14 protein-coding genes are annotated in these 15,811 nt (G+C 49.5%); 7 read left to right on the top strand and 7 right to left on the bottom strand.

The genetic code is table 11. The annotated features are described in order from the left end of the window. Positions 1 to 56: 56 nt before the first annotated feature. The gene (locus tag A7Z06_RS09280) at positions 57 to 1,565 is read left to right on the top strand and encodes a YdgA family protein (protein ID WP_001043388.1); all 1,509 of its coding nucleotides are present in this window, start codon (positions 57 to 59) and stop codon (positions 1,563 to 1,565) included. A gap of 44 nt (positions 1,566 to 1,609) precedes the next feature. On the opposite strand, the gene uidC is transcribed toward A7Z06_RS09280, so the two are convergent. The 6 genes from uidC to malI all read right to left on the bottom strand — a co-directional run bounded on the left by uidC (position 1,610) and on the right by malI (position 9,193). After that, positions 1,610 to 2,875: a glucuronide uptake porin UidC gene (gene uidC / locus A7Z06_RS09275; RefSeq protein WP_001227039.1), complete on the bottom strand. Its 1,266-nt coding sequence runs from the start codon at positions 2,873 to 2,875 to the stop codon at positions 1,610 to 1,612. A gap of 38 nt (positions 2,876 to 2,913) precedes the next feature. Further along, positions 2,914 to 4,260, bottom strand: a complete 1,347-nt coding sequence (gene uidB / locus A7Z06_RS09270) for a glucuronide transporter (RefSeq protein WP_198599653.1) — start codon at positions 4,258 to 4,260, stop codon at positions 2,914 to 2,916. Between the two features lie 23 nt (positions 4,261 to 4,283). Beyond that, positions 4,284 to 6,095: a beta-glucuronidase gene (gene uidA / locus A7Z06_RS09265; protein WP_000945947.1), complete on the bottom strand. Its 1,812-nt coding sequence runs from the start codon at positions 6,093 to 6,095 to the stop codon at positions 4,284 to 4,286. Between the two features lie 371 nt (positions 6,096 to 6,466). Beyond that, a complete protein-coding gene (gene uidR, locus A7Z06_RS09260) occupies positions 6,467 to 7,054 on the bottom strand; it encodes a DNA-binding transcriptional regulator UidR (RefSeq protein WP_000369705.1) in 588 nt (195 codons plus the stop codon). A 231-nt stretch (positions 7,055 to 7,285) separates the two neighbouring features. Continuing rightward, positions 7,286 to 8,053 carry a 7-alpha-hydroxysteroid dehydrogenase gene (gene hdhA / locus A7Z06_RS09255; RefSeq protein ID WP_000483370.1) on the bottom strand — a complete coding sequence of 256 codons (768 nt, stop codon included), beginning with the start codon at positions 8,051 to 8,053 and terminating at the stop codon, positions 7,286 to 7,288. A 111-nt stretch (positions 8,054 to 8,164) separates the two neighbouring features. After that, positions 8,165 to 9,193 carry a mal regulon transcriptional regulator MalI gene (gene malI, locus A7Z06_RS09250; protein WP_000179525.1) on the bottom strand — a complete coding sequence of 343 codons (1,029 nt, stop codon included), beginning with the start codon at positions 9,191 to 9,193 and terminating at the stop codon, positions 8,165 to 8,167. 175 nt (positions 9,194 to 9,368) lie between these two features. Between malI and malX the strand changes: the two genes are divergently transcribed. From malX to add, 3 genes are all read left to right on the top strand, one after another. After that, positions 9,369 to 10,961, top strand: coding sequence for a PTS maltose transporter subunit IICB (malX, locus tag A7Z06_RS09245; protein WP_105279401.1), 1,593 nt, complete (start codon positions 9,369 to 9,371; stop codon positions 10,959 to 10,961). Between the two features lie 9 nt (positions 10,962 to 10,970). Then, the gene (malY, locus tag A7Z06_RS09240; RefSeq protein ID WP_000459365.1) at positions 10,971 to 12,143 is read left to right on the top strand and encodes a bifunctional maltose regulon transcriptional repressor/cystathionine beta-lyase MalY; all 1,173 of its coding nucleotides are present in this window, start codon (positions 10,971 to 10,973) and stop codon (positions 12,141 to 12,143) included. 103 nt (positions 12,144 to 12,246) lie between these two features. Next, complete coding sequence (gene add / locus A7Z06_RS09235) at positions 12,247 to 13,248, top strand: adenosine deaminase (RefSeq protein WP_000567476.1); 1,002 nt, start codon at positions 12,247 to 12,249, stop codon at positions 13,246 to 13,248. 67 nt (positions 13,249 to 13,315) lie between these two features. Here the strand turns inward: add and A7Z06_RS09230 are convergent, their stop codons facing one another. Continuing rightward, on the bottom strand, positions 13,316 to 14,356 hold the full coding sequence (locus tag A7Z06_RS09230) for an oxidoreductase (protein ID WP_001282509.1): 1,041 nt from the start codon (positions 14,354 to 14,356) through the stop codon (positions 13,316 to 13,318). Between the two features lie 241 nt (positions 14,357 to 14,597). On the opposite strand from A7Z06_RS09230, the gene blr reads away from it, so the two are divergent. The 3 genes from blr to A7Z06_RS09210 all read left to right on the top strand — a co-directional run bounded on the left by blr (position 14,598) and on the right by A7Z06_RS09210 (position 15,738). Continuing rightward, complete coding sequence (gene blr / locus A7Z06_RS09225; RefSeq protein ID WP_032155957.1) at positions 14,598 to 14,723, top strand: division septum protein Blr; 126 nt, start codon at positions 14,598 to 14,600, stop codon at positions 14,721 to 14,723. Positions 14,724 to 14,995: 272 nt separating this feature from the next. Beyond that, entirely contained in the window at positions 14,996 to 15,211 is a 216-nt protein-coding gene (ydgT, locus tag A7Z06_RS09215; protein WP_000126621.1) for a transcription modulator YdgT, read from the top strand. Positions 15,212 to 15,297: 86 nt separating this feature from the next. Beyond that, positions 15,298 to 15,738: a DUF2569 domain-containing protein gene (locus A7Z06_RS09210; RefSeq protein WP_010348242.1), complete on the top strand. Its 441-nt coding sequence runs from the start codon at positions 15,298 to 15,300 to the stop codon at positions 15,736 to 15,738. Positions 15,739 to 15,811: the final 73 nt, after the last annotated feature.

Genomic DNA, 15,811 nt, shown 5'->3' with positions numbered 1-15,811 from the left:
GGCTTATAACACTTCAGGCGGCCAGTCCGCCTGATTTCATTTTATGGATAATCACTATGAATAAATCGCTGGTAGCGGTAGGCGTCATTGTTGCGCTCGGCGTAGTCTGGACAGGCGGCGCATGGTACACAGGCAAGAAAATAGAAACCCATCTCGAGGACATGGTCGCGCAGGCGAATGCGCAACTTAAACTGACGGCTCCTGAATCCAACCTGGAAGTGAGTTATCAAAACTATCATCGCGGCGTGTTCAGCAGCCAGTTACAGCTGGTGGTGAAACCCGTTGCCGGGAAAGAAAATCCGTGGATTAAAAGCGGTCAGAGCGTGATCTTCAACGAATCGGTTGATCATGGTCCCTTTCCCCTGGCCCAGCTTAAAAAACTGAACCTGATCCCATCGATGGCGTCGATTCAAACCACGCTTGTCAACAACAATGTGAGCAAGCCACTGTTTGATATGGCAAAAGGAGAAACACCTTTTGAGATTAACTCCCGCATTGGTTACAGCGGTGATTCCAGCTCAGATATCTCTCTCAAGCCACTGAATTACGAACAAAAAGATGAAAAAGTCGCCTTTAGCGGCGGCGAGTTCCAGTTAAATGCTGACAGAGACGGCAAAGCTATCTCCCTTTCCGGGGAGGCACAAAGCGGCCGGGTGGATGCGGTTAACGAATACAACCAGAAAGTGCAGTTGACCTTTAATAATCTGAAAACCGACGGTTCCAGCACACTGGCAAGTTTTGGTGAGCGCGTGGGTAACCAAAAACTGTCACTGGAAAAAATGACCATTTCGGTAGAAGGCAAAGAACTGGCACTGCTGGAAGGCATGGAGATCAGCGGTAAATCAGACCTGGTCAATGACGGTAAAACGATCAATAGCCAACTGGATTACTCGCTAAACAGCCTGAAAGTACAGAATCAGGATCTGGGCAGCGGCAAGCTGACTTTAAAAGTTGGTCAGATTGATGGCGAAGCCTGGCACCAGTTTAGCCAGCAATATAACGCGCAAACCCAGGCTCTGCTGGCACAGCCAGAGATTGCCAACAATCCCGAACTTTATCAGGAGAAAGTGACGGAAGCCTTCTTTAGCGCCCTGCCGCTGATGTTGAAAGGCGATCCGGTGATAACTGTCGCTCCGTTAAGCTGGAAAAACAGTCAGGGTGAAAGTGCGCTGAATCTGTCGCTGTTCCTGAAAGATCCGGCAACGACTAAAGAAGCGCCGCAGACACTGGCTCAGGAAGTTGATCGCTCGGTTAAGTCTCTGGAGGCAAAACTAACCATTCCGGTCGATATGGCAACTGAGCTGATGACCCAGGTAGCGAAGCTGGAAGGTTATCAGGAAGATCAAGCGAAAAAACTGGCAAAACAGCAAGTTGAAGGCGCGTCAGCAATGGGTCAAATGTTTCGTCTGACCACCTTGCAGGACAATACCATCACCACCAGCCTGCAATATGCTAACGGTCAGATCACGTTAAACGGGCAGAAAATGCCACTGGAAGATTTTGTTGGTATGTTTGCGATGCCGGCATTAAACGTTCCGGCTGTACCGGCAATACCGCAGCAGTAATTCACTGCCAAAACGCCGGAGAGTTTTCTCTCCGGCGTTATTTCTTACTTCAACATAAAGTCATACTGAATACTCATTTTCACATCCCAGTAATTCAGGCGATCGCCCAGATTACTGCCATCGCGCTTTTCCCGCCCTTTATCGGCAGCAAGAAAGAAATTCATCCCTTGTAACGGCCCTTCGCTGACCCGATAGTTCATACCACCTAAGATACCCGCGCCTTCAATCCGCACATCTCGTTTACTGGATTCATAGCCGCGAGTCACAATCGGTGCAAATGTCAGCGTAAATTGCGGAGTTACACGGTAGTTGACACCTAATTGCCAGGACTGCATTCCTTCACGGTTACGATCAAGACTTAATGAAAAGGGATAGCCAATGTCGGTATCCACCACGGCACCATTCATTGCATGGCGCAAATAACCACCACTGCCAAATACGCTTCCCCACGGCGCATTCCAGGTCAATTGTCCACTAACCAACGCCGTTTCATTGGGCTGGCTGGTATTACGACTTAAACCTTCGAGCTGCGCGTAAAATCCGAGCAACTCCCCTTTCAACGTATAATTCGGGTCGAGCGGTATGCTTTTCTCCAGAATACTTTGTATCTGATTGGAAACATCTTTCTGTACCGATGCCCCCAGAGAATAGCGACTGGTATTATCATGCCAACTGGCGGCTAAAAAAGAACGTGCGCGATGTTTATCGTATTTTCCCGTCTGGCTGTTATACACCCCTTCATCACGAATACCGGTTGTTGAATCAGTCCATAAAAATACTCGTGAACGCCACATTCCCCACAGATCAATATTTGGCGTTAAAGCCCAATAACCTAATGCTCCTTCAGAAACAGTCGGTAATGTACGTTGCGAACTGCCAGCCATTAACGGAATACGATAAGGTAAGCTACCATAACTATAATCCGTCCCGAAGCGACCTAATTTAAGCAGGCTATTTTCACTGGGTTTTATTTTTACTGCCCCCAGGGCAAAGCCAAAACTTTTATCACCATCAAGATACCACCGGGTACTCATATCAGCACGAGCACCTAATTTATAAACATAATACGCCCCGCCTTCAACGCCAATAATATTGGAATAATAACCACTATTAAAATCGAGCAATCCTCCCTGTACCCATGCGTAAATGTCTCTTCCCGCGCCAGCACTGGGCTTATCAGCCCTGCGCAATTCGTTTTTCAGTCTGATGCGTAGTCCCGCTTCATCGTCAGCCAGTTGCGCCGCGTAAGCAGAGGTAAGGCCAGAGGCAGCCGTCAGGCAAATAACGGCCATGGCCACTATTTTTCTCATAGTTGCACCTTTGATGTTCTGATTATTTTTATTGAATATTAATTAGTGATATCGCTGATTAATTGCTGCTGCACTTTTTTACGATTATCAATTTCAACCACGATTTCTTTGAATTTTTTATCCGTGAGCGGATAAAACCAGATAATGACGAATGCCAGTAGCATAAATCCGCAAGGTATTAAGGCTATTGATGTGCGGATGCCCATAATAACTTCCGGCGTTTGCGCCTGATTGGCGATATATCCGCTTAATCCCAAAATAAAGGCGGGAATTGAACCGCCTATTGCCTGGCCGCATTTGCGGGTAAATGAGAATAGTGAATAGGTGAGCCCTTCAATTCGCACGCCGGTCAGGTATTCACCGTATTCTACGGTATCAGCTTCCAGCGCCCACATCACGGTCATGGTAACGCCCTGACCAATTGAAGCGATGGCTAACGCGACCAACGCCACTGGCAGCGACCAGACGGAAACCCAGAAGAACAGCAAATAACCGCAGGTCCCCAGCAGAGCGCCAATCAGGAAAGTATTCTTTTTACCGATCCTGGCGACCATTCCTGGCACCAGTGGTGCCGACGCCACTGTACCGACCAGGTTTTGCACCAGTACCAGCACAGTAAACAGACCGGTGTCATTCAGCACATAGCGAACATAGAACAACGACGATGCGCTGACCGCGAAGGTCGAAATCAGCACACACAGTGCACCGATGCACAACATAAACAGCGGACGATTCCGTTTCAGCGTTTGCAGACTGATCTTCAAGGACGGCTGCGCCACGATACGTACCACATTCTCACGCGTCGATTTGAAGCAGATGAAGTAAAGCACCATACCGGCAATTGCCAGTACAATCGTCCAGAAATGGTACACCGACACCATCTCCTCCGGGCTGGAGTTTTTAATGCTCGGTCCTATCAGAAAAGCCAGACAGACAAATGTCAGCGAAGCGGCAATTCCTCGAGCCGCGCCCAGACGGGCGCGGGACTGCGGTTGTTGGGTCATCGCGGTAGCAAGTGAACCATAAGGAATATTCACCAGGCTGTAGCAAAGCCCGAGACCCATGTAGGTCAAATATGCATACACAACTTTGCTGCTATGACTCCAGTCGGTCGGCACCCAGAATACCAGCACGCTGAAGATCATTAACGGCGCAGTACCGAAGAGTAAAAACGGGCGGAATTTTCCCCAGCGGGTATTCACACTGTCCACCACTCGTCCGGCAAAGACGTCGGCGAAGGCATCGAATACCCGCACCAGTAACAGCATGGTGCCCGCCGCAGCGGCACCGACGCCAGCGACGTCGGTGTAGTAACTCAACAGGAAGAGCGCCCCCATTGCGAAGGCGAAGTTATTGGCGACGTCACCGAGGCTGTAGCCGACGATGGTGCGCTAGGAGAGTTGTTGATTCATTGTTTGCCTCCCTGCTGCGGTTTTTCACCGAAGTTCATGCCAGTCCAGCGTTTTTGCAGCAAGAAAGCCGCCGACTTCGGTTTGCGGTCGCGGGTGAAGATCCCTTTCTTGTTACCGCCAACGCGCAAAATGCCCTGCGAGGTTGCAAAATCGGCGAAATTCCATACCTGTTCACCGACGACGGCGCTGACGCGATCAAAGACGCGGTGATACATATCCAGCCATGCACACTGATACTCTTCACTCCACATGTCGGTGTACATCGAGTGCAGACCGGCTAACGTATCCACGCCGTATTCGGTGATGATAATCGGCTGATGCAGTTTCTCCTGCCAGGCCAGAAGTTCTTTTTCCAGTACCTTCTCTGCCGTTTCCAAATCGCCGCTTTGTACATACCAACCGTAATAACGGTTAAGACACAGCACATCGAAGAGATCGCTGATGGTATCGGTGTGAGCGTCACAGAACATCACATTGACGCAAGTGATCGGACGCGTTGGGTCGAGTTTACGCGTTGCTTCCGCCAGTGGCGCGAAATATTCCCGTGCACCTTGCGGGCGGGTATCCGGTTCATTGGCAATGCTCCACATCACCACGCTAGGGTGGTTTTTGTCACGCGCAATCAGTTCTTTAATCGCCTGTAAGTGCGCCTGCTGGGTTTCCCCGTTGACCGCCTCTTCGCTGTAGAGTTCTTTCGGCTTGTTGCCCGCTTCGAAACCAATGCCTAAAGAGAGGTTAAAGCCGACAGCTGCAGTTTCATCAATCACCACAATGCCATGTTCGTCTGCCCAGTCGAGCATCTCTTCAGCGTAAGGGTAATGCGAGGTACGGTAAGAGTTGGCTCCAATCCAGTCCATTAATGCGTGATCGTGCACCATCAGCACGTTATCGAATCCTTTGCCGCGCAAATCCGCATCTTCATGACGGCCAAAGCCAGTAAAGTAGAACGGTTTGTGGTTGATCAGGAACTGTTCGCCCTTCACTGCCACTGACCGGATGCCGACGCGCAGCGGGTAGATATCACACTCTGTCTGGCTTTTGGCTGTGACGCACAGTTCATAGAGATAACCTTCACCCGGTTGCCAGAGGTGCGGATTCACCACTTGCAAAGTCCCGCTGGTGCCTTGTCCAGTTGCAACCACCTGTTGATCCGCATCACGCAGTTCAACGCTGACATCACCATTGGCCACCACCTGCCAGTCAACAGACGCGTGGTTACAGGCTTGCGCGACATGCGTCACCACGGTGATATCGTCCACCCAGGTGTTCGGCGTGGTGTAGAGCATTACGCTGCGATGGATCCCGGCGTAGTTAAAGAAATCATGGAAGTAAGACTGCTTTTTCTTACCGTTTTCGTCGGTAATCACCATTCCCGGCGGGATAGTCTGCCAGTTCAGTTCGTTGTTCACACAAACGGTGATACGTACACTTTTCCCGGCAATAACATATGGCGTGACATCGGCTTCAAACGGCGTATATCCCCCCTGATGCTCCATCACTTCCTGATTGTTTACCCACACTTTGCCGTAATGAGTGACCGCATCGAAACGCAGCACGATACGCTGGCCCGCCCAACCTTTAGGTATAAAGACTTCGCGCTGATACCAGACGTTACCCACATAATTACGAATATCCGCATCGGCGAACTGATCGTTAAAACTGCCCGGCACAGCAATTGCCCGGCTCTCTTGTAATGCGCTTTCCCACCAACGCTGATCAATTCCACTGTTTTCGCGATCCAGACTGAATGCCCACAGGCCGTCGAGTTTTTTGATTTCACGGGTTGGGGTTTCTACAGGACGTAACATAAGGGACTCCTCATTAAGATAAAAATACTGGTCAACCTTTAATCTGATTAGTTAACCAATTTTGTGATGTACACAGTTATCTGTGAGAAACCCATGGAAGAGAAATGGAAATAAAAAGAACTGACACCGCGATCAAAAAACCAAAAACTGCAATACCCACAGCGTGATACGGATCGCATTAATCTTTAAAACAGCGTTGACAGAAGCCACAAAATAAGCAATCGAACGCTCATTCGAATAGATTTTAAATGGTAAATTCACGTGTCATATGGCTACTGTGTATGTGTTAACGGTGGTTTTGTGACGAAACGGAAAGAGTTTCTATGCAGGATTAAGCGGGCCAGTCTTCACCGCCCCGCGAAAAGACAGAATCAGGATGCAGTTAAAATACCACCAATCATCGCGCGTAATCCCCGGGCGAATGACGCTTCACACGCCAGGTCTTCGGCTTCGATATCGGCCAGTACGCCATAGGTCAAATCCAGCAGTAAGCGAGAGGTCATTGCCGTGTTGATGTCAGGGTTTATCTCACCTTTTTGCTGGGCATCGCGCATACGCTGGGCGATAAACTCCGTAATCGTCAGATGCTTATTCTTAAGCATGGCGGCGACCTGTGGATTGCGCATCCCTTCCGCCATAATCTCGACCACCAGCGCCCGCTGTCCAAAGGCTTCATGAGTGAGAGAAACTATCGACTCGACCATATAGTCAACGAAATGAATCCCTTCGATAGGTTCGCGGAAGCGGATCACCGCCCTCTCCTGATCCTGAAGGATAATCGCCTGAATCAGGGCTTCTTTAGAAATGAAATGGTGATAGAGCGTTCCTGGGCTTATGCCGCAAGATTTACAGATGGCTTTCATCGAGGCACTGTGAAATCCATTTTCTGAAAAAATCTCTCTGGCAGCATTGAGGATCCGGGTCCGTGTCGGTTGTGCTTCAGTCTGCATGTTATCCATCGTTAAACCATTATAGTTAGCGTGAATAAGTAGTTTACCGCTTTGCCATGCAAGCGCCTAACATTGCAGGTCAAATGTGCGAAGCCCCCCGCATTCGAGTATTATTCACACGATAATTGGTCAACCAGTAATCGAAATATAGCAACCAGTAGCGAGATAGATGCATTTTTCTGATAACCCATCAGCATCGGAAAACAACGCTGAGTTGCGTTGTTTTCCGGGTTATTCGAATTAATTGAGTTCCTGTACCCCACCGCCGGAGACAGTGAGAATTTGTCCGCTTATCCAGCTGGCTGCGGGTGAACACAAGAACAACGCCGCATTAGCAATATCTTGCGGTTGGCCCAGACGTCTGATTGGCGTGTGTTGCAACATTTTTTGTTCGATTTCTGGTGTAATAACGGATTTGAGGGCATCCGTTAATATTGCTCCCGGCGCAATACCATTCACCCGAATATTTTTTTCACCCAGGTCGAACGCCATATTCCTGACCAGATGACTGGCCGCAGCTTTAGATGACGCATACGAGGTCATGTTTTTATTTTTATTTTCTGCCGCCATGGAAGTGATAGTCAGAATAACGCCACCGCCATTTTTTTCCATTTCTGGCGCAATGAGTTGTGAAAGATGGAAAAAAGAAAAGACATTCAATTCATAAGCGCGGTGAAAATCCGCCATTGGCATATCAAATGGCTTAGGCCCACCGCCACCGGCGTTGTTAACCAGAATATCAACTTTACCCAGTTTACTGACGGCAAAGTCTGCCAGAGCGGATAATTCCTGTTCGGACGTAATATCACAGCGCCACGCAAATGCCTGGCCACCCAGTTGTTGAATTTCATCTACAACATGATTAGCTGCATCGGCGTTAATATCGCTGACAACTACAGATGCACCTGCTGTCGCGAATGTAATGGCGATTTCTTTACCAATACCTGCACCCGCACCGGTGATGATGGCACATTTTCCGTCGAGTCTCAGGTTGTCAGAATTAAACACATAAACCTCCTGTGAACTTCAGTAAAAATAAAAGGCACCGCCTGTGTGCCACATTTTTTATCATTAACCTTGAGGAAAGGACACTACCAGGTATAGCAGATAAAGAGAGGATTATTTCGCCGCAATGAGCCGGGCGGGGATAATAAGATTACGTGAATGCGTCTCTTCATGGGTGATTTTTTGCATCATGCGATCCGCAAGTGTTGTACCAAGTTCCCGCGCAGGTGTACTTGCCCAGGTAACGGGTATGTCATCAAGTGTGGTTTGCGTCGCATCGGTAAATGCCGCCAGCGAAACCTGTTGCTCAAAGTAACGATCGACTCCGCTCTCCCCGCTTTGCCGCCCTGCTTTCAGCAAACCAAACCATGCCCCCATCGCAATAGTTTCGTTATAGCAAACCACGGCGCTGATAGTCGGGTTACGGCGCAAAAGTGCTGTGATAGCTTCCGCAGCTTGTTTCTGGCTGGAAGTGCACTCCAGTACCCAATCGCTGTGAAACGGCAGGCCAAATTTTAATAATGTCGCGCAATATCCCCCCACCCGCTCCGCGCGGGTTAATGAGGAACTTTGCCCTCCCAACCAGGCGATACGCTGATGTCCATTGCGAATGAGATGCTCCGTCAATAACTGCGCAGCCTGCATGTTGTCCGGGCGAACCGTATCGACATCATCAAGATAACTGGCACGGGAAGCGAAAATCACCGGGATACCTTTTTCTTCTGCCATCCGCCGCAGGCCATCGCTGCTTCCCGCCGCACCGGCAATCACTACACCATCGACGCCCTGGTTGAGCAACAGTGAGAACCGCTGTGCCAACTGCTCGCCGTCTTTACCGCCGTGAAGCAAAAAAACCATCCGCCCCTGCGCCTCCAGAGCTTCCGTCAATCCGGCCGTTAATTCAGCGTAAAATGACGTAGATAAATCACGGACGATCAAACCAATGACGCCGCTTTGCCCGCCGCGCAGTGCCGACGCCTGGCGATTGCGCACAAATCCCAGCTCTTCAATCGCTGCGTTAACCCGTTCCCCCGTAGCGGTAGATATTCGTCCTTTCCCGCTAAGTACCAGCGAAACGGTACTGACCGACACGCCCGCAGCCAGCGCAACATCATGAATGGTGATTTTTTTGGCGGTAGCCATACAGATGACCTACTCCCTGATTTTTGTGACAGATAAAACGTTTTACCTTTAATTTATCTTATACCCGCTATTATCGTCGCGTAATGTGATTTATGCCTCACTAAAGTTTGATAAAACGTTTTATCTTCTCGCGCAATTTATTGAATCCAGACTGTTCTTAACAAGGAGTCGTTTTATGACGGCGAAAACAGCACCGAAAGTCACGCTGTGGGAATTTTTCCAGCAGTTAGGCAAAACCTTTATGTTACCCGTCGCATTACTGTCGTTCTGCGGCATTATGTTAGGGATTGGTAGTTCCCTGAGTAGCCATGATGTCATCACCCTCATCCCGGCATTGGGTAACCCCGTGTTGCAGGCTATCTTTACCTGGATGAGTAAAATTGGCTCGTTCGCTTTTAGCTTCCTGCCGGTGATGTTCTGTATTGCGATCCCGCTTGGTCTGGCACGTGAAAACAAAGGCGTAGCGGCGTTCGCTGGTTTCGTAGGTTATGCGGTGATGAACCTGGCGGTTAACTTCTGGTTGACCAATAAAGGCATTCTGCCAACCACCGATGCAGCTGTTCTGAAAGCCAATAACATCCAGAGCATTCTTGGGATCCAGTCGATCGACACCGGGATCCTCGGTGCGGTGATCGCCGGTATTATCGTCTGGATGCTGCATGAGCGTTTTCATAATATCCGCCTGCCGGATGCGCTGGCATTCTTCGGCGGTACGCGCTTCGTGCCAATTATCTCCTCGCTGGTGATGGGGCTTGTCGGTCTGGTGATTCCGTTAGTCTGGCCGATTTTTGCCATGGGTATTAGCGGCTTAGGTCATATGATCAACAGCGCGGGTGATTTCGGACCTATGCTGTTTGGTACGGGTGAACGTCTGCTATTGCCGTTTGGTCTGCATCACATTCTGGTGGCATTAATTCGCTTTACTGACGCGGGCGGCACGCAGGAAGTCTGTGGACAAACCGTCAGCGGCGCACTCACCATCTTCCAGGCGCAATTAAGCTGCCCGACCACTCACGGTTTCTCTGAAAGCGCCACGCGTTTCCTCTCCCAGGGTAAAATGCCTGCGTTCCTCGGCGGTCTGCCAGGTGCTGCATTAGCCATGTATCACTGTGCTCGCCCGGAAAACCGTCATAAAATTAAAGGCCTACTGATTTCTGGCCTGATCGCCTGTGTTGTTGGCGGCACCACCGAACCGCTGGAGTTCTTGTTCCTGTTCGTAGCGCCAGTTCTCTACGTCATCCACGCGCTGTTAACCGGCCTCGGCTTCACCGTCATGTCTGTGCTCGGTGTCACCATCGGTAATACCGACGGCAATATCATCGATTTTGTGGTGTTCGGTATTTTGCATGGCCTGTCGACTAAGTGGTACATGGTGCCAGTGGTGGCGGCAATCTGGTTTGTCGTTTACTACGTCATCTTCCGTTTCGCTATCACCCGCTTCAATCTGAAAACACCGGGTCGCGACAGTGAAATCGCCAGCTCAATCGAAAAAGCCGTTACCGGTGCGCCGGGTAAATCGGGTTACAACGTTCCGGCAATCCTCGAAGCCTTAGGCGGTGCCGACAATATTGTCAGCCTGGATAACTGCATTACCCGTCTGCGTTTGTCAGTGAAAGATATGTCGCTTGTTAATGTGCAGGCGCTAAAGGACAATCGGGCAATTGGCGTAGTACAACTTAATCAACATAACCTGCAGGTTGTTATCGGGCCGCAAGTTCAGTCAGTAAAAGACGAAATGGCTGGTCTGATGCGTACTGTTCAGGCATAAGGATAAAATATGTTCGATTTTTCAAAGGTCGTGGATCGTCATGGGACATGGTGTACACAGTGGGACTATGTCGCTGACCGTTTCGGCACTGCTGACCTGTTACCGTTCACGATTTCAGACATGGATTTTGCCACCGCCCCCTGCATTATCGAGGCGCTTAATCAACGTCTGATGCACGGTGTATTTGGCTACAGCCGCTGGAAAAACGATGAGTTTCTCGCGGCTATTGCCCACTGGTTCTCCACCCAGCATAACACCGCCATTGATACGCAGTCGGTGGTTTATGGTCCTTCTGTTATCTATATGGTGTCGGAATTGATTCGCCAGTGGTCTGCTGTCGGTGAAGGTGTAGTGATCCATACCCCAGCTTACGACGCATTTTACAAAGCCATCGAAGGTAATCAGCGCACCGTGATGCCCGTTGCTTTAGAGAAACGAGCAGACGGCTGGTTTTGCGATATGACCAAACTGGAAGCGGTGTTGGCAAAACCGGAGTGTAAAATTATGCTCCTGTGTAGCCCGCAGAACCCCACCGGTAAGGTCTGGAGTTGTGACGAACTGGAGATAATGGCAGACCTGTGCGAACGGCATGATGTGCGCGTTATCTCCGATGAAATCCATATGGATATGGTATGGGGCGAGCAACCGCATATTCCCTGGAGTAACGTGGCGCGCGGAAACTGGGCGCTGCTGACCTCTGGCTCAAAAAGCTTCAACATACCCGCTCTGACCGGAGCCTACGGCATCATTGAAAATAGCGATAGTCGCGAGACGTATTTATCGGCACTGAAAGGTCGTGATGGATTGTCCTCACCAGCCGTACTGGCGCTTACCGCCCATATTGCCGCCTATCAACAAGGCGCGCCGTGGCTGGATGCCTTACGTGTCTATCTGCAAGACAATCTGACATATATCGCAAATACGATGAATGCAGCGTTCCCGGAACTCAACTGGCAGCTACCACAATCCACTTATCTGGCCTGGCTTGATCTACGTCCGTTGAATATCGACGACAACGCATTGCAAAAAGCCCTGATTGAGCAAGAAAAAGTAGCGATCATGCCGGGATATACCTACGGTGAAGAGGGTCGTGGCTTTGTTCGTCTCAATGCCGGATGCCCGCGTTCAAAACTGGAAAAAGGTATTGCCGGTTTGATTAACGCCATCCGAACTGTACGCTGATTACGATTGCGCAACGTAAATAATCGTTGCGCAATCGTAGATTTTTACCCGGTTTTGTTTTTATAATGGTGCGCACTTTTATATACAGAAAAAGAGTGCGACCATGATTGATACCACCCTGCCATTAACCGATATCCATCGCCACCTTGATGGCAACATTCGTCCCCAGACCATTCTTGAACTTGGCCGCCAGTATAATATCTCGCTTCCTGCACAGTCCCTGGACACGTTGATCCCTCACGTTCAGGTCATCGCCAACGAACCCGATCTGGTTAGCTTTCTGACCAAACTTGACTGGGGCGTTAAAGTTCTTGCCACGCTCGACGCCTGCCGTCGCGTGGCGTTTGAAAATATAGAAGATGCTGCCCGTAATGGCCTGCACTATGTTGAACTGCGTTTTTCGCCGGGTTATATGGCGATGGCGCATCAGTTGCCTGTCGCAGGCGTCGTTGAAGCAGTCATTGATGGCGTACGTGAAGGTTGCCGCACCTTTGGCGTGCAGGCGAAACTTATCGGTATTATGAGCCGAACCTTTGGCGAAGCCGCCTGTCAGCAAGAGCTGGAAGCATTTTTAGCTCATCGCGATCAGATTACCGCACTGGATTTAGCCGGTGATGAGCTTGGTTTCCCGGGGAGTCTGTTCCTTTCTCACTTCAATCGCGCGCGTGATGCAGGCTGGCATATTACTGTCCATGCGGGCGAAGCCGCCGGGCCAGAAAGCATCTGGCAGGCTATTCGTGAACTGGGGGCGCAGCGTATTGGACATGGCGTAAAAGCCATTGAAGATCGGGCGCTGATGGATTTCCTCGCTGAACAGCAAATTGGTATTGAATCTTGTCTGACCTCAAATATTCAGACCAGCACCGTAGCGTCTCTGGCGGCACATCCGCTGAAAACGTTCCTTGAGCATGGTATTTGTGCCAGCATTAACACTGACGATCCAGGCGTACAGGGCGTGGATATCATTCACGAATATACCGTTGCCGCGCCGGCTGCTGGGTTATCCCGCGAGCAAATCCGCCAGGCGCAGATTAATGGTCTGGAAATGGCTTTCCTCAGTGCAGAGGAAAAACGCGCACTGAAAGAAAAAGTAGCGGGGAAATAAGAACATGCCTGATAAGACGCGTAAGCGTCGTATCAGGCATTAAACTCATCAAGAATGTCTACATTATTTACGCCAGACACAGCGTCGCGCGATGTTTGGCGGATTCAATGCCCAGCTCAATCAGCTCCATCACCTGGATTGCCTGACTTGCCGGAACCGGATTTTCTCCATCGCCATTCAACGCATCACGAATGGCAGCATAGTAAGCCGGATAATTTCCCGGCACCGTCAGCAGTGTTTCTTCGACACGTTCTTCACCTTCAACGCGGGTAAGTACGCCGTCACGCATATCGTAGCCCCAATCCTCTTGTGGCAGACGCTCGCCATTTTTCAAGCGTTCTTCCTGTGGATCGAGGCCATATTTAATATAGCTGCCGCGAGAGCCATGAACGATATAACGCGCCGACTCTGCCGCCGCCAGCATAGTGCCGTGTAAAATAACCCGCCGTTGTGGATAGGACAAAATGGCGTGGAAATAATCGGTCGACTGCGCTCCTGGACGTAACTGTGCTAAATCCACGGTCATGCTGACAGGTAAGCCAAACAACGTAATGGCCTGATCGAGCAGATGCGGTGCCAGATCGTACCAGATACCGCTGCCAGGACCGCCCTGTTCACGCCAGCGATCGCGTACCTGCGGACGGAAACGATCAAAATGTGACTCAAAGTAAGCAACCTCACCCAGCACACCTTCCGCAAGTAATCCTTTCAGCGTCAGAAAATCACTGTCCCAGCGACGGTTATGAAACACGGACAACACGCGTCCAAGGCTTTTTGCCAGCGCATCCAGTTCTCGCGCTTGTGACAGTGTCACGGTAAAGGGCTTATCAACGACTACGTGTTTACCCGCTTCCAGCGCCGCTTTCGCTAACGGAAAATGAGTATCGTTGGGCGTAGGAATGACAATCAGGTCAATATTGGGATCATTAAAGAGATGCTTCGGTTCAGAGACAACCGTAACCGTTGGCCAGTCGGCCTTTACTTTTGTTTCGTCACTGCTGGAGATAACTGCCAGCTCCAGCCCGGGCGTGCCCGCAATCAGGGGCGCATGGAAGGTTTTACTCGCATAACCGTACCCAATCAACCCAACACGGATGTTGTCGCTCATGTCATTGCCTCTCATTGAAGTATGATTGCTATTTGACACTATCCTTTACCCTCTCTCAACAGTTTAATAACCTGCCAGCAATAAGGGATGTTATTTAACTTAAGTCAAAAAAATAGCTAATTTTCCGAAGGAAAAAGATAAATATCGCAAAAACATCAGTAAAAATCTTGCTGGAGCAATTATTGCTAAGTAACATTTACGGCCTTAGTTAATGGATCAATCAACATAGATGTGGGCAGTAATGAATCGTCTTATTGAATTAACAGGTTGGATCGTTCTTGTTGTTTCAGTCATTCTTCTTGGCGTGGCGAGTCACATTGACAACTACCAGCCGCCAGAACAGAGTACCCAGGTGCAACACAAGTAATCTCTGCGTTTGCAAGACAACATGCAGCCATTCGGGTGCATGTTTTAACTTGACAGGTATTTAAACCAGGAATTTATTATCTTGCTCGATGGAGTTGACGATTGTCAGGAATAGTAAAGCGCGTTACTCTTTTATTAGCAGTATTTCATCCCTGAATATTTGCCATCAGCACATTCTTATTATTGTTATTGCAAAAGCGTTCACCGCTGGTGAAATTTTATCATAACATATAATGCCTACCACTTTGGTATTAGTTATTTTATGGATCTTTTATGACTGCTCAGGAATACTTATTAAAGTTTCGTAAAATCAATTCTCTCGAAAGTCTGGAAAAACTCTACGACCACCTTAATTACACCCTGACGGACGATCAGGATATTATCAATATGTATCGCGCAGCCGATCACCGCCGTGCTGAACTGGTCTCTGGCGGTCGATTGTTTGACCTTGGACAGGTTCCAAAGTCCGTCTGGCACTATGTTCAATAAAGAAAGTAGCGATTGGTTATAAAAGCCTTATAATAACGCCCCTAAAATTAGATTTGCCTGTTTGCTGTCGCTATTCTGGAGAACGTATGATCACCACAACGCCACAACGTATTGGAGGCTGGTTGCTTGGGCCATTGGCCTGGCTGTTAGTCGCCCTATTGAGTACGACGCTGGCGTTGTTGCTGTACTGTGCAGCGTTATCCTCTCCTCAAACATTTAAAACGCTCGGCGAACAAACAATGACGACGCAAATCTTATGGGGCGTTTCGTTTATTACCGCTATTGCCATGTGGTATTACACCTTGTGGTTAACTATCGCGTTCTTTAAACGCCGGCGTTGTGTTCCTAAACACTATATTATCTGGTTACTGATTTCCGTATTACTGGCGGTTAAAGCCTTTGCGTTTTCGCCAGTTGAAGATGGTGTCGCCGTTCGCCAGTTGCTGTTTACTTTGCTGGCAACCGCATTGATCGTCCCCTATTTCAAACGCTCGTCGCGGGTGAAAGCGACGTTTGTGAATCCGTAATAACCTTACAGTTAACCTGTTGTCGCCTGCTCTGGATTAACGGATAATAGGCGGCTTTTTTATTTCAGGCCGA

Origin of the sequence: Escherichia sp. MOD1-EC6819, from assembly GCF_002965765.1 — a bacterium.
Lineage (GTDB): Bacteria > Pseudomonadota > Gammaproteobacteria > Enterobacterales > Enterobacteriaceae > Escherichia > Escherichia ruysiae.
Note: the sequence above shows the minus strand (reverse complement) of the source record. Positions and strands in the feature narration are given on the sequence as shown.